This window comes from Streptomyces crystallinus (genome assembly GCF_039521265.1).
GTDB lineage: Bacteria > Actinomycetota > Actinomycetes > Streptomycetales > Streptomycetaceae > Streptomyces > Streptomyces crystallinus.
In genome coordinates this window covers 59,270-72,284 of record NZ_BAAACA010000005.1, presented here as the reverse complement: position 1 = coordinate 72,284, position 13,015 = coordinate 59,270, and the positions used below count along the sequence as shown (strand labels likewise).

At 72.3% G+C, this 13,015-nt stretch carries 11 protein-coding genes; 9 read left to right on the top strand and 2 right to left on the bottom strand.

Features of this window, described 5'->3' with window-relative positions; translation table 11 throughout:
• Nucleotides 1-34 precede the first annotated feature (34 nt).
• The 7 genes from mce (at nucleotide 35) to ABD236_RS03255 (ending at nucleotide 9,901) form a co-directional block, all read left to right on the top strand.
• Complete coding sequence (mce, locus tag ABD236_RS03285; RefSeq protein WP_344069868.1) at nucleotides 35-463, top strand: methylmalonyl-CoA epimerase; 429 nt, start codon at nucleotides 35-37, stop codon at nucleotides 461-463.
• Nucleotides 464-632: 169 nt separating this feature from the next.
• Nucleotides 633-4,760, top strand: coding sequence for a polarized growth protein Scy (scy, locus tag ABD236_RS03280; protein ID WP_344069866.1), 4,128 nt, complete (start codon nucleotides 633-635; stop codon nucleotides 4,758-4,760).
• 113 nt (nucleotides 4,761-4,873) lie between these two features.
• Nucleotides 4,874-5,812, top strand: coding sequence for a coiled-coil domain-containing protein (locus ABD236_RS03275; RefSeq protein ID WP_101390172.1), 939 nt, complete (start codon nucleotides 4,874-4,876; stop codon nucleotides 5,810-5,812).
• A 102-nt stretch (nucleotides 5,813-5,914) separates the two neighbouring features.
• Nucleotides 5,915-6,919, top strand: a complete 1,005-nt coding sequence (locus ABD236_RS03270; RefSeq protein WP_344069863.1) for an ABC transporter ATP-binding protein — start codon at nucleotides 5,915-5,917, stop codon at nucleotides 6,917-6,919.
• 3 nt (nucleotides 6,920-6,922) lie between these two features.
• Nucleotides 6,923-7,702, top strand: a complete 780-nt coding sequence (locus ABD236_RS03265; RefSeq protein WP_344069862.1) for an ABC transporter permease — start codon at nucleotides 6,923-6,925, stop codon at nucleotides 7,700-7,702.
• Between the two features lie 178 nt (nucleotides 7,703-7,880).
• Nucleotides 7,881-9,068 carry an ABC transporter ATP-binding protein gene (locus ABD236_RS03260; RefSeq protein WP_344069861.1) on the top strand — a complete coding sequence of 396 codons (1,188 nt, stop codon included), beginning with the start codon at nucleotides 7,881-7,883 and terminating at the stop codon, nucleotides 9,066-9,068.
• Nucleotides 9,065-9,901 (top strand): ABC transporter permease, encoded by an 837-nt coding sequence (locus tag ABD236_RS03255; RefSeq protein WP_344069860.1) that lies wholly within the window; start codon nucleotides 9,065-9,067, stop codon nucleotides 9,899-9,901. Before ABD236_RS03260 ends, ABD236_RS03255 begins: the two co-directional genes overlap by 4 nt.
• A gap of 14 nt (nucleotides 9,902-9,915) precedes the next feature.
• Here the strand turns inward: ABD236_RS03255 and ABD236_RS03250 are convergent, their stop codons facing one another.
• Nucleotides 9,916-10,242 carry an ATP/GTP-binding protein gene (locus ABD236_RS03250; RefSeq protein ID WP_283141526.1) on the bottom strand — a complete coding sequence of 109 codons (327 nt, stop codon included), beginning with the start codon at nucleotides 10,240-10,242 and terminating at the stop codon, nucleotides 9,916-9,918.
• 216 nt (nucleotides 10,243-10,458) lie between these two features.
• Between ABD236_RS03250 and ABD236_RS03245 the strand changes: the two genes are divergently transcribed.
• Nucleotides 10,459-11,490 (top strand): LLM class flavin-dependent oxidoreductase, encoded by a 1,032-nt coding sequence (locus tag ABD236_RS03245; RefSeq protein ID WP_344069857.1) that lies wholly within the window; start codon nucleotides 10,459-10,461, stop codon nucleotides 11,488-11,490.
• 110 nt (nucleotides 11,491-11,600) lie between these two features.
• On the opposite strand, the gene ABD236_RS03240 is transcribed toward ABD236_RS03245, so the two are convergent.
• The gene (locus ABD236_RS03240) at nucleotides 11,601-11,993 is read right to left on the bottom strand and encodes an SCO5389 family protein (RefSeq protein ID WP_067163969.1); all 393 of its coding nucleotides are present in this window, start codon (nucleotides 11,991-11,993) and stop codon (nucleotides 11,601-11,603) included.
• Nucleotides 11,994-12,207: 214 nt separating this feature from the next.
• On the opposite strand from ABD236_RS03240, the gene nucS reads away from it, so the two are divergent.
• A complete protein-coding gene (gene nucS / locus ABD236_RS03235) occupies nucleotides 12,208-12,879 on the top strand; it encodes an endonuclease NucS (protein WP_344069854.1) in 672 nt (223 codons plus the stop codon).
• Nucleotides 12,880-13,015: the final 136 nt, after the last annotated feature.

Sequence of the window (13,015 nt, the reverse complement as noted above, 5' to 3'; positions counted from 1 at the left end):
GCGTAACCACCTCCCGGGGCGCTGCACTGGTCCCATGCTGACGCGCATCGACCACATCGGGATCGCCTGTTTCGACCTCGACAAGACCGTCGAGTTCTATCGTGCTACGTACGGATTCGAGGTGTTCCACTCCGAGATCAACGAGGAGCAGGGCGTACGGGAGGCCATGCTCAAGATCAACGATACGTCGGACGGGGGCGCCTCCTACCTCCAGCTCCTGGAGCCCACCAGGGAGGACTCCGCGGTCGGCAAGTGGCTGGCCAAGAACGGCGAGGGCGTGCACCACATCGCCTTCGGCACGGCCGACGTCGACGGGGACGCCGAGGCCACCCGGAACAAGGGCGTCCGGGTCCTCTACGACGAGCCGCGGACCGGCTCGATGGGCTCCCGCATCACGTTCCTGCACCCCAAGGACTGCCACGGCGTACTGACCGAACTGGTCACCTCGGCAGCGGAGCACTGACCCCGGGATTCCGGGGCCGGTACAGTGGGCCCTTCCGGGCCGGGGTCGGGTCGGGGCCTGGGACCCACGCCCCCTTGTCGATCTGACACCATTCACCGGGGGCCCGTCCGTCGTCGGACGGTGCTCGTACGGGCAGTGTTCGCGACCAGGGGACGGATGGGACCGCGCAGTGCGGGGCTACGAACGCCAGGACAGCCACCGGCCTGACGACCACCTCTCGCGGTTCGAGGCCGAGATGGACCGGCTGAAGACCGAGCGGGAGAAGGCCGTCCAGCACGCCGAGGACCTCGGCTACCAGGTCGAGGTGCTGCGCGCCAAGCTGCACGAGGCGCGCCGCAACCTCGCGACGCGCCCTGCCTACGACGCCGCGGACATCGGCTACCAGGCCGAACAGCTGCTGCGCAACGCGCAGATGCAGGCCGAGCAGCTGCGCAACGACGCCGAGCGCGAGCTGCGCGACGCCCGGGCGCAGACCCAGCGCATCCTCCAGGAGCACGCCGAGCACCAGGCCAGGCTCCAGGCCGAGCTGCACGCGGAGGCGGTCAACCGCCGCCAGCGGCTCGACCAGGAGCTGGCCGAGCGGCGCGCGACCGTGGAGTCGCACGTCAACGAGAACGTGGCCTGGGCCGAGCAGCTGCGGGCGCGCACCGAGGCGCAGGCCCGCCGACTGCTCGACGAGTCGCGCGCCGAGAGCGAGGCGGCGCTCGCCGCCGCCCGCGCGGAGGCCGCCCGGCTCGCCGAGGAGACCCGTCAACGGCTCGGCTCCGAGGCCGAGTCGGCCCGTACGGAAGCCGAAGCGATCCTGCTGCGCGCCCGCAAGGACGCCGAGCGGCTGCTCAACGCCGCTTCCACGCAGGCCCAGGAGGCCACCTCCCACGCCGAGCAGCTGCGCTCGTCCACCACCGCCGAGTCCGACCAGGCGCGCGCCCAGGCGGCCGAGCTGAGCCGGGCCGCCGAGCAGCGGATGCAGGAGGCCGAGTCGGCGCTGCGCGAGGCGCGGGCCGAGGCCGAGAAGGTGCTGGCCGAGGCGAAGGAGTCGGCGGCCAGGCAGCTCGCGGGCGCCGAGTCCGCCAACGAGCAGCGCACCCGTACCGCCAGGACCGAGATCGCCCGGCTGGTCGGCGAGGCGACCAAGGAGTCCGAGGCGCTCAAGGCGGAGGCCGAGCAGGCGCTCGCCGACGCGCGCGCCGAGGCCGAGCGGCTGGTCGCCGAGGCCGCCGAGAAGGCCCGTACCAGCGCGGCCGAGGACACCGCGGCCCAGCTCGCCAAGGCCGCCCGGGCCGCCGAGGAGGTGCTCTCCAAGGCGTCGGCCGATGCCCAGGAGACCACCCGCAAGGCGTCCGAGGAGGCCGAGCGGATCCGCCGCGAGGCCGACGCCGAGGCGGAGCGGCTGCGCCTGCAGGCCGAGGAGCGGGCCGACGAGCTCAAGGGCGCGGCCAAGGACGACACCAAGGAGTACCGCGCCAAGACGGTCGAGCTCCAGGAGGAGGCGCGCCGGCTGCGCGGCGAGGCCGAGCAGCTGCGGGCCGAGGCGGTCGCCGAGGGCGAGCGCATCCGGGGCGAGGCGCGCCGCGAGGGCGTGCAGCAGATCGAGGAGGCGGCGAGCACCGCCGAGCAGCTGCTGACCAAGGCGAAGGCCGACGCGGAGGAGCTGCGCACCTCGGCCGGGGCCGATTCGGAGCGGATCCGCTCCGAGGCCATGGAGCGCGCCACGACCCTGCGCAAGCAGGCCGAGGAGACCCTGGAGCGCACCCGCGCCGAGGCCGAGCGGATGCGCGCGGAGGCCGAGGAGCAGGCGGAGGCGGTCCGCACGGCCGCCGAGCAGGCCGCCACCACGCTGCGCGAGGAGACCGAGCGGGCCGTCGCGGCCCGCCAGGCCGACGCCGCCGAGGAGTTGGCCCGGCTGCACACCGAGGCCGAGCAGCGGCACGCCTCCGCCGAGCAGGCGCTGACCGAGGCGCGCGGCGAGAGCGAGCGGATCCGGCGCGAGGCCGCCGAGGAGACCGAGCGGCTGCGCACCGAGGCCGCCGAGCGGGTCCGTACGCTCCAGGCGCAGGCCGAGCAGGAGGCCGAGCGGCTGCGCACCGAGGCCGCCGCCGACGCCTCGACCGCCCGCGCCGAGGCGGAGGGCGCGGCCGTACGGCTGCGGTCCGAGGCGGCCGCGGAGGCCGAGCGCCTCAGGTCCGAGGCGCAGGAGACCGCCGACCGGATGCGCGCGGAGGCCGCGGCCGCCGCCGAGCGGGTCGGCGCGCAGGCCGCCGAGGCGCTCGCCGCCGCCCAGGAGGAGGCCGCGCGCCGGCGCCGTGAGGCGGAGGAGACGCTGGCCTCGGCGCGGGCCGAGGCGGGTTCGGAGCGGGCCCAGGCCCGCGAGCAGAGCGAGGAGCTGCTGGCCTCCGCCCGCAAGCGGGTGGAGGAGGCGCAGGCCGAGGCGCAGCGGCTCGGCGAGGAGGCCGACCGGCGCGCCACCGAGCTGGTGGCGGCCGCCGAGCAGACCGCCCAGCAGGTGCGGGACTCGGTGGCCGGGCTGCGCGAGGAGGCCGAGCAGGAGATCGCCGGGCTGCGCTCCACGGCCGAGCACGTGGCGGAGCGTACGAAGACGGAGGCGCAGGAGGAGGCGGACCGGGTCCGCGCCGACGCGCACGCCGAGCGCGAGCGCGCCGCCGAGGACGCCCAGCGGGTGCGCGCCCGGGCTCAGGAGGAGGCCGAGGCCGCCAAGGAGCTCGCCGAGCGGACCGTCGCGGACGCCATCGCCGAGGCGGAGAAGGCGCGTTCGGACGCCTCCGAGTACGCGCAGCGGATGCGCACCGAGGCCTCCGACGCGCTGGCCTCCTCCGAGCAGGACGCCTCGCGCACCCGGGCGGACGCCCGGGAGGACGCCAACCGCATCCGTAACGACGCCGCGAGCCAGGCCGACCGCCTGGTCACCGAGGCGACGGCGGAGGCCGAGCGGCTGGCCGCCGAATCGACGGCGACGGCCGAGCGGCTGGTGGCCGAGGCCCAGCAGCTGCGCGACGAGGGCCAGTCGGAGCACGACCGGCTGCTCGCGGAGGCCACCGCGCACGCCGAGCGCACCACGTCCGAGGCCGACACCTACGCCGAGCTCGTCACCACCGAGGCGCGCGCGGACGCGAGTTCGGTCCTGACCGCCGCGGCCGCCGAGGCCGAGCAGACGGTCGCCGACGCCCGCGAGCAGGGCGAGCAGATCCTCGCCGAGGCGCGTACGGAGTCGGAGCGGCTGCTCGACGAGGCCCGCAAGGCCGCCGACAAGCGGCGCGCGGACGCGGCCGCCCAGGCCGACCAGCTCGTCGCGGAGGCGAGCAGCGAGGCCGAGCGGGTGCTCACCGAGGCGAACGGGGAGGCGGAGCGGCTGCGTGCCGAGGCCGCCGAGACCGTCGGCTCGGCCCAGCAGGCCGCCGAGCGGATCCGCGCGGAGGCCGAGAAGAGCCGCGCCCGGACCGAGGAGGCGGCGGAGAAGATCCGTAGCGAGGCCCGCGAGGAGGCCGACCGGCTGCTGGACGAGGCCCGTACGGCCGCGGCCAAGCGCCGGGCGGACGCGGCCGAGCAGGCGGACCAGCTCATGGCCAAGGCGCAGGAGGAGGCGCTGCTCGCGGCCACGCTGGCCGAGGAGCAGGCCGACACGATGGTGGGCGCTGCCCGCAAGGAGGCGGAGCGGATCGTCGCCGAGGCGACCGTGGAGGGCAACTCCCTGGTGGAGAAGTCCCGTACGGACGCGGACGAGCTGCTCGCCGGGGCGCGCGCGGACGCGACGGCCATAAGGGAGCGCACCGAGGAGGTGCGCGCGCGGACCGAGGCGGAGATCGAGGAACTGCACGAGCGGGCCCGGCGGGAGAGCGCCGAGCAGATGAAGACGGCGGGCGAGCGCGTCGACAAGCTGGTCAAGGCCGCCACCGAGCAGACGGAGGAGGCCGAGGCGAAGGCGAAGGAGCTGCTGTCGGACGCCAACTCCGAGGCGAGCAAGGTGCGGATCGCGGCGGTGAAGAAGGCCGAGGCGCTGCTCAAGGAGGCCGAGACCAAGAAGGCCGAGCTGATCCGCGAGGCGACCAAGCTGCGCGACGACGCGGCGGCGGAGGCCCGGCGCACGGTCGACGAGGGCAAGCGCGAGCTGGATGTGCTGGTCAGGCGCCGTGCGGACATCAATGCGGAGATCTCCCGTGTCCAGGACGTCCTTGAGGCGTTGGGGTCTTTGGAGGCCCCGTCCACTGGCGGCAAGGAGGCGGCCAAGGCGGGAGCCGCCGCCGGAGGAACACGTTCGAGTGGCAAGTCCTCGGAGGGGTAGCCACTCAAAAGGCTGGACATTCTCCAGATCAAACGGGCATACGCTCGATGACACGCCGCCTGGGCCCCTAGGATTCCCCTATCACCTCACCGGTCTCATTCGACAGGAACCCCATGAGCGACACTTCCTCCCCCTTCGGCTTCGAGCTCGTGCGGCGTGGTTACGACCGCGGTCAGGTGGACGACCGCATTACCAAGCTCGTCGCCGACCGTGACAGCGCTCTGGCACGGATCACTTCTCTGGAAAAGCGCATCGAGGAACTGCACCTCGAAACGCAGAACGCCCAGGCCCAGGTGAACGACGCGGAGCCGTCGTACGCGGGCCTCGGCGCGCGGGTCGAGAAGATCCTGCGTCTCGCCGAGGAAGAGGCGAAGGACCTGCGCGAGGAGGCCCGCCGGGCCGCCGAACAGCACCGTGAGCTCGCCGAGTCGGCGGCCCAGCAGGTGCGCAACGACGCCGAGTCGTTCGCCGCCGAGCGCAAGGCCAAGGCGGAGGACGAGGGCGTCCGGATCGTCGAGAAGGCGAAGGGTGACGCCTCCACGCTGCGTTCCGAGGCGCAGAAGGACGCGCAGTCCAAGCGCGAGGAGGCGGACGCCCTCTTCGAGGAGACCCGCGCCAAGGCCGCGCAGGCGGCGGCCGACTTCGAGACGAACCTCGCCAAGCGCCGCGAGCAGTCCGAGCGCGATCTGGCCTCGCGTCAGGCGAAGGCGGAGAAGCGTCTCGCCGAGATCGAGCACCGCGCCGAGCAGCTCCGCCTGGAGGCCGAGAAGCTGCGTACGGACGCGGAGCGCCGGGCCCGTCAGACGGTCGAGACGGCCCAGCGCCAGGCCGAGGACATCGTGGCGGACGCCAACGCCAAGGCCGACCGCATCCGTTCGGAATCCGAGCGCGAGCTGGCGGCGCTCACCAACCGCCGCGACTCGATCAACGCGCAGCTGACCAACGTCCGCGAGATGCTGGCGACCCTGACGGGCGCGGCGGTCGCGGCGGCCGGCTCCCCGGTCGACGACGAGCCCGTCTCGCGCGGCGTCCCGGCGCAGCAGTCCCGCTAGTCGTCGGTGCCGCAGCCTCTCCCCCGTAGGCTGCGTTCCTGACGCCGAGAGCCCCTCGCCACTCCGGTGGCGGGGGGCTTTGTCGGCCCTTAGCGTGGCGGCATGATCGAGCTAGCCGGTCTCACCAAGCGCTTCGGTTCCAAGACCGCGGTCGACGACCTGTCGTTCCAGGTCAGACCGGGTGTGGTGACCGGGTTCCTGGGCCCCAACGGCGCCGGCAAGTCCACCACCATGCGGATGATGCTCGACCTCGACAACCCGACCAGCGGCACCGTGCGCATCGACGGCCGGCACTACCGCGACCTCGACGAGCCGCTGAAGTACATCGGCGCGCTGCTCGACGCCAAGTCGATGCACGGCGGCCGCAGCGCGTACAACAACCTGCTCTGCCTGGCGCAGTCGAACCGGATCCCCGAGCGCCGGGTCGCGGAGGTCCTGGACACCGTCGGTCTGACGGCCGTGGCGAAGAAGAAGTCGAAGGGGTTCTCCCTCGGGATGGGCCAGCGGCTGGGAATCGCCTCCGCGCTGCTCGGCGACCCCGAGATCCTGATGTTCGACGAACCCGTCAATGGTCTGGACCCCGAGGGAATTCACTGGATCCGCAATCTCATGAAAGCCCTCGCGGCCGAGGGCAGAACGATCTTCGTCTCGTCTCATCTGATGAGCGAAATGGCGCTGACGGCGGATCATTTGATCGTCATCGGCCAGGGCCGACTGCTCGCCGATACATCGATGGCGGATTTCATTCGGCAGAATTCCCGAAGTTTCGTACGGCTGCGCTCACCCCAATGGGAACACCTGCTCGACGTGCTGGCGCAGGCCGGGGTTCCGGTCACCCAGACCGCCGACGGCGCCCTCGAAGTCGACAACGGCCGGATCGAGCGGCTCGGCGAGCTGGCCGCGCAGCACCAGATCGTGCTGCACGAGCTCTCCGGCCAGCAGGCCTCGCTGGAGGAGGCGTTCATGCAGATGACGGCGGGTTCGGTGGAGTACCACGCCCACTCCGACACCCCGCACGGGCCGCCCGAGGCCCCCGCGCCGGACTGGGGCGCGAGCTACCGGGCCAGGGCCACGGGCGGCGCCCCGGGCCAGGACGAGGGGGTCTGAGCCATGGCCTCGGTACCCGCCGTCCTCCGGTCCGAGTGGACCAAGATCCGTACGGTCTCCTCCACCTCCTGGACGCTCATCAGCGCCTTCGTGGTCACGGTCGCGGTGGGCGCGGCCCTGTGCGCGCTGATGAAGTCGCAGTTCGACGACCTCAAGCCGGCCGAGCGGCTCACCTTCGACCCGACCTTCATCAGCTTCTCCGGGATGGTGCTCGGCCAGCTGGCGATGGTGGTCTTCGGCGTCCTGGTGGTCGGCACCGAGTACAGCTCGGGCATGATCCGCACCTCGCTGGCCGCGGTGCCGCAGCGGGCCACCTTCCTCTTCGCCAAGCTGGCGGTCGCGACCGCGCTCGCGCTGGTCGTGGGCATGGCGACCAGCTTCCTCTCCTTCTTCCTCGGCCAGGCGCTGCTGGGCCCGCACCGCACCACCATCGGCGAGCCCAACGTGCTGCGGGCGGTCTTCGGGGCGGGCCTCTACATGGCGCTCATCGCGCTCTTCTCCATGGGCGTGGCCACGATGCTGCGCAGCTCCATGCTCTCGCTCGGCATCCTGATGCCGTTCTTCTTCCTGATCTCGCAGATCCTGTCGGCGGTGCCGGGCGCCAAGAAGGTGGCCCGCTACTTCCCCGACCAGGCGGGCTCCAAGATCATGCAGGTGGTGCCGGGCGCGATGAACAGCGATCCGCCGCCGTACGGGCCGTGGGCCGGGCTCGGGATCATGGCGCTGTGGGTGGTGGCGGCGCTGGCGGGCGGCTACCTCGTCCTCAAGAGCCGCGACGCCTGAGCGCCCTCACCCCGCCGACCTGCGCAAAGTCAGGAACGTAACGGACAAACAGCAACGTAACCCAACTCTCCTCGCTTCGGCGGAACCGTAAAGTCCTGGATAAGCTCCTCACTCATACGGGGGCACCCTGGCGATCGGCCACCGCCCCGACGACCCACACCGTCGATGGGGCTGGAGAATGATCGAGGCAGTCGGCCTGACGAAGCGCTACGGCGCCAAGACAGCCGTGTACAACCTTTCCTTCCAGGTGAGGCCGGGCGCCGTCACCGGCTTCCTGGGGCCCAACGGCTCCGGCAAGTCGACGACCATGCGCATGATCCTCGGCCTGGACCAGCCCACTTCCGGCCATGTCACCATCGGCGGCCACCCCTTCCGTACGCTCCCCAACGCGCCCCGCCAGGTCGGCGCGCTGCTCGACGCCAAGGCCGTGCACGGCGGCCGCAGCGCCCGCAACCACCTGCTCTCGCTCGCCCAGCTCTCCGGCATCCCGGCCCGCCGGGTCGACGAGGTGCTCGGGGTCGTCGGCCTCCAGGAGGTGGCCGGCAAGCGCTCCAAGGGGTTCTCGCTCGGCATGGGCCAGCGGCTCGGCATCGCCGCCGCCCTGCTCGGCGACCCGCAGGTGCTGCTCTTCGACGAGCCGGTCAACGGCCTCGACCCCGAGGGCATCCTGTGGGTGCGCAACCTCATGAAGCAGCTCGCCGGCGAGGGCCGTACCGTCTTCGTCTCCTCGCACCTGATGAGCGAGATGGCGCTGACCGCCGACCACCTCATCGTGATCGGCCGCGGCCAGCTGCTCGCCGACATGAGCGTCAAGGACTTCATCTCGCACAACTCCGCCGACTTCGCGCGCGTCCGCACCCCCGAGCCCACCGGCCGGGAGAAGCTGACCGCCGCGCTGACCGAGGCGGGCGGCCAGGTCCTGCCGGAGCCGGACGGCGCCCTGCGGGTGACCGGCCTCGCGCTGCCGCGCATCAGCGACCTCGCGCACGACGCCGACGTACGCCTGTGGGAGCTCTCGCCGCACCAGGCCTCGCTGGAGGAGGCGTACATGCGGATGACGCAGGGCGCGGTGGACTACCGCTCCACGGCCGACCAGAAGGCCGGTCTGATGCAGCCCCTGCCGCCCGGCCACCAGCCGCCGCCGGTGATCCCGGAGGTGCCGACGCAGGGCTGGTACGCCCCGCCGCCGCCCGGACAGAACCCGTACGCGGCCCCGGCCCCGCACGCCCCCGCGCAGGCGCCGCAGGCCCCGGCGGCCCCGGCGCAGGCACCCGTGCCGCAGGCGCCCGCCTCGCCCCCGCAGCAGCCCGCTCCGGCCGCCCCCGCGACCGCCCCCTCCCTGACCAAGCCCGAGGACGCCCGATGACCACCCCCTACCAGCAGCAGGCACCGGGTGCGCCCCTGGGGACGTACACCTCGCCGATCCCGGTGCGGCCCGCCTCCTTCGGTGACGCGCTCGCCTCCGAGTGGACGAAGATCCGCTCGGTGCGCTCCACGATGTGGACGCTGGGCGTACTGATCGTGCTCGTGCTCGGCATCGGCATGCTCGCGGCGGTCGCGGTCAACGCCTCCGACTCGAACATGGGCGACACCCCGCTGCTCGCCCTCGGCTTCTACGGTGTGCTGCTCGGCTCGATCTGTGTGATCACGCTCGGCGTGCTGACCATCGCCTCCGAGTACGGCACCGGCATGATCCGCACGACGCTGACCGCGTGCCCCAGCCGGGCCCGGATCCTCGCCGCCAAGGCGGTCGTCTTCTTCCTGCTGTCCTTCGTCATCCTGGCGCTGTGCACCGGCCTGGTGGCGATGCTCCAGATGGGAATGGTGGACGCGGCCGAGCAGCCGACCGGCTCCGAGCTGTTCAAGGCCACCGTCGGGGTGAGCCTGTTCGTCTCGACGCTCGGCCTGCTCTCGCTCGCGGTCGGCGCGCTGGTGCGGCACTCGGCCGGCGCGATCACCGTCATGATCGGCGTGGTGCTGCTGCCGCTGGTGCTGGGGCTGTTCATGTTCGCCCCGTCGCTGGAGTCGGTGCGCGACGCCCTGTTCGAGTATTCGATCCCGAGCCAACTGGCCGTGTTCTACGGCTCGTCGGTGAGCGACTCCGGCCCGACCGGCTGGAGCCCGCTGTTGATCCTCGGAGCCGTGACGGCCGCCGCGCTCGGCGGCGCGTTCGCGGTGCTGAACAGCCGGGACGTGTGAACCGGCGGCAGTACCTAGTACCTGGGCGCGTTCCTGGACCGCTGCACCCTGCTGGTGCGGCGGTCCTTCGCGTTCCAGCAGGCCTTGTGCCAGTGCCGGCGGTCGTCCACGCCGCCGTACTCCGGCCAGGCCACCACGTGCGGCACGCCGGAGGGGATCTCCTGGTCGCAGCCCGGGCAGCGGTAGCGCTTGCCCTGCGCGCTCGCGCCGCTCACGTGCCGGACGGACCACTCCTCACCCTGGTACGTCTCGGAGCGCTGGAGGCCGAAGCGGTCCCCCGCCCCGCCGGTCGGTTCGGTCGGCTGGTCGCCGCCCTTGGGGCGGTTGCGGCGCGGGGACACGGAAACACCTCACGGGGCCGGGCGGACTGACCTCTCCAGCGTAGAGGTACTTGCCCCGGGTACCCGAGCCCGCACAGGGGTGGCACGGTAACTCGTACGGGGGACACTTACCGGACTATCGCAAGAAGTTCGCGCCGGGCCGTGCCCTTGGCACTTGTCAGACGTTGTTGCCGGTAAGAGGGGGAGCCGCGTCGGCCGCGAGGAGGCATGAAGGCGATGCGTGTCGGAACTTTTGTACTGGCGGCCCAATTCCCGGGCCAGGGCCAGGGGGAGGCGCTGCACCGGGCGGTGCGGTCCGCCGAGGTGGCCGAGGAGGCGGGCCTGGACTCGGTGTGGCTGGCCGAACACCACTTCGTTCCGTACGGGGTGTGTCCGTCGGCCGTGACCCTGGCGGCGCTGCTGCTGGGGCGCACCCGCCGGATCCGCGTCGGGACGGCGGTCAGCGTGCTGCCGAGCGCGCACCCGGTGGCGCTGGGCGAACAGGCGGCGCTGCTGCACCTGACATCCGGCGGCCGGTTCTCGCTGGGAGTGGGCCGCGGCGGCCCCTGGGTCGACCTGGAGGTCTTCGGCGCGGGTCTTCGGGCGTACGAGGAGGGCTTCCCGGAGTCGCTCGACCTGCTGCTGCGCTGGCTGACCGAACCCCGGGTGACCTCTGTGGGCGAACGTTTCGCCTTCCGGGAGGTCCCGGTGGTGCCCAGGCCCCAGGAGCTGCTCTCGGACGGCCCGGCGGGCCCCGAGGTCATCGTGGCGTGCACCTCGCCCAAGAGCGTGCGGCTGGCGGCCGAGCGCGGGCTGCCGATGCTGCTCGGGATGCACTGCGGTGACGAGGAGAAGGCGGAGATGGTCGCGCTGTGGCGCTCCCACGCGCTGGCGTCCGGCGTCGCGCCCGAGGCGGTGGCGGCCGCGCCGCACGTCTCGGCCGGGGTGGCGCAGATCGAGGACGACGGCGCCCAGGCCGCCGAGACGCTGCTGAAGGCGATGCCCGGCTGGCTGAAGCAGGGGCTCGACGCGCATGTGACGGTCGACGGCCGCCACCGGGCCATGCGCGACCCGGTGATGTACACGGAACTGCTGTGCCGCATCCACCCGGTCGGCACCCCGCGCCTGGCCGCCGACCGTATCGCGGCGACCGCACAGAAGACGGGCATCACGCGCTTCGCCTTCCTGGTGGAGGGATCGGGAGACCTGGCCGCGACGGAGGAGAACGTCCGGCGGCTGGGGACGGAAGTGCTGCCGCTGCTGGGGTGAGGGGCCCGAGGGGGACGGCGCCCGTGGGGGGCGCGGGGTCTCGGGGCCCCGCACCACGCCCCCGCTCCGCATCAGTTGCACCTCCCGCGATGCGGAGCGGCGGCAAGACCTCAGCAGTCCCGCAGTTCCGGCGACTGGTTGAGCAGTTGTCCCCGGACCGAGGTGAAGCGGGCGAGCCGCTCGTCGGCCGACGGGTCCAGGGGGAACACCGCTACGCGGTGGCAGTTCTGGAACGCCAGGCGGACACCGAAGTGCCGCTGCAGCGCACCGCGTATGGCGTCACTCGCGAGCGCACGAAGAAGCTGGCCGCGCGCCTGCTCGTCCGGCGGAGGCGTCTGGTTGTCGGCGAACTCTCCACCGTCCACCTTCAGCTGGGCCACCAGAGAACTGATCATCTCCCATGCGTACGGCAGGGAGGTCCGGACGCAGTCGACGAAATCGGCTTCGTCGACCTCGCCTCGCTCGGCCTGTTCGAGTAGGGCCGGTGAGACGTCGAGCGACATGGTTTCTCCTCTCGCGACCCCGGGGAAGGGGTCTTACGGCCAGGGAAAGGCAGGAAGTCGGCCACGCAGCGTGCCTGACCGACAACCTCCCGCTTACACGGTAGGCGCGGCATGGTGGCTGCGACAGCTACTTGGCACGTAACCGGCCAATAACGAACAGTGCTTTGCCGGACGAATCGCGTTCGGCGGGGGGATTCGAGTAGCGTTGCCGACCATGCGTCTCGTCATCGCCCGCTGCTCCGTCGACTACGCGGGCCGCCTCACCGCCCATCTGCCCTCCGCCACCCGGCTGATCCTGGTGAAGGCGGACAACAGCGTCTCCATTCACGCGGACGACCGGGCGTACAAGCCCCTCAACTGGATGTCTCCGCCCTGCACCCTCAAGGAGGGCACGGGGGACGACGCGGGCGTCTGGACCGTGGTCAACAAGGCGGGCGAGAAGCTCATCATCACGATGGAGGAGATCCTCCACGACTCCTCCCACGAGCTGGGCGTCGACCCGGGCCTCATCAAGGACGGCGTGGAAGCGCACCTCCAGGAGCTGCTCGCGGACCGGATCGAGACGCTGGGCGAGGGGTACACCCTGATCCGCCGCGAGTACCCGACGGCCATCGGTCCCGTGGACATCCTGTGCCGGGACGCGTCCGGCGGGACGGTGGCGGTCGAGATCAAGCGGCGCGGTGAGATCGACGGGGTCGAGCAGCTCACCCGGTACCTGGACCTGCTGAACCGGGATCCGCACCTGGCCCCCGTGCGCGGGGTGTTCGCGGCGCAGGAGATCAAGCCGCAGGCGCGGGTGCTGGCGACGGACCGGGAGATCGGGTGCGTGGTCCTGGACTACGACGCGCTCCGCGGCATCGAGGACGACAAACTCCGCCTGTTCTGACCCCCGGGTCCGGTTCCCCCACCCCGCCCCTTCCCTAAACCCTCCGGGGGATGGGAGGGGGCGGAGGTGTGTTTCCCGGGGGCTGGGCCCCTGCACCCCCGTGCCTTGTCCGCGGACCGTATGTGGCTGGTCGCGC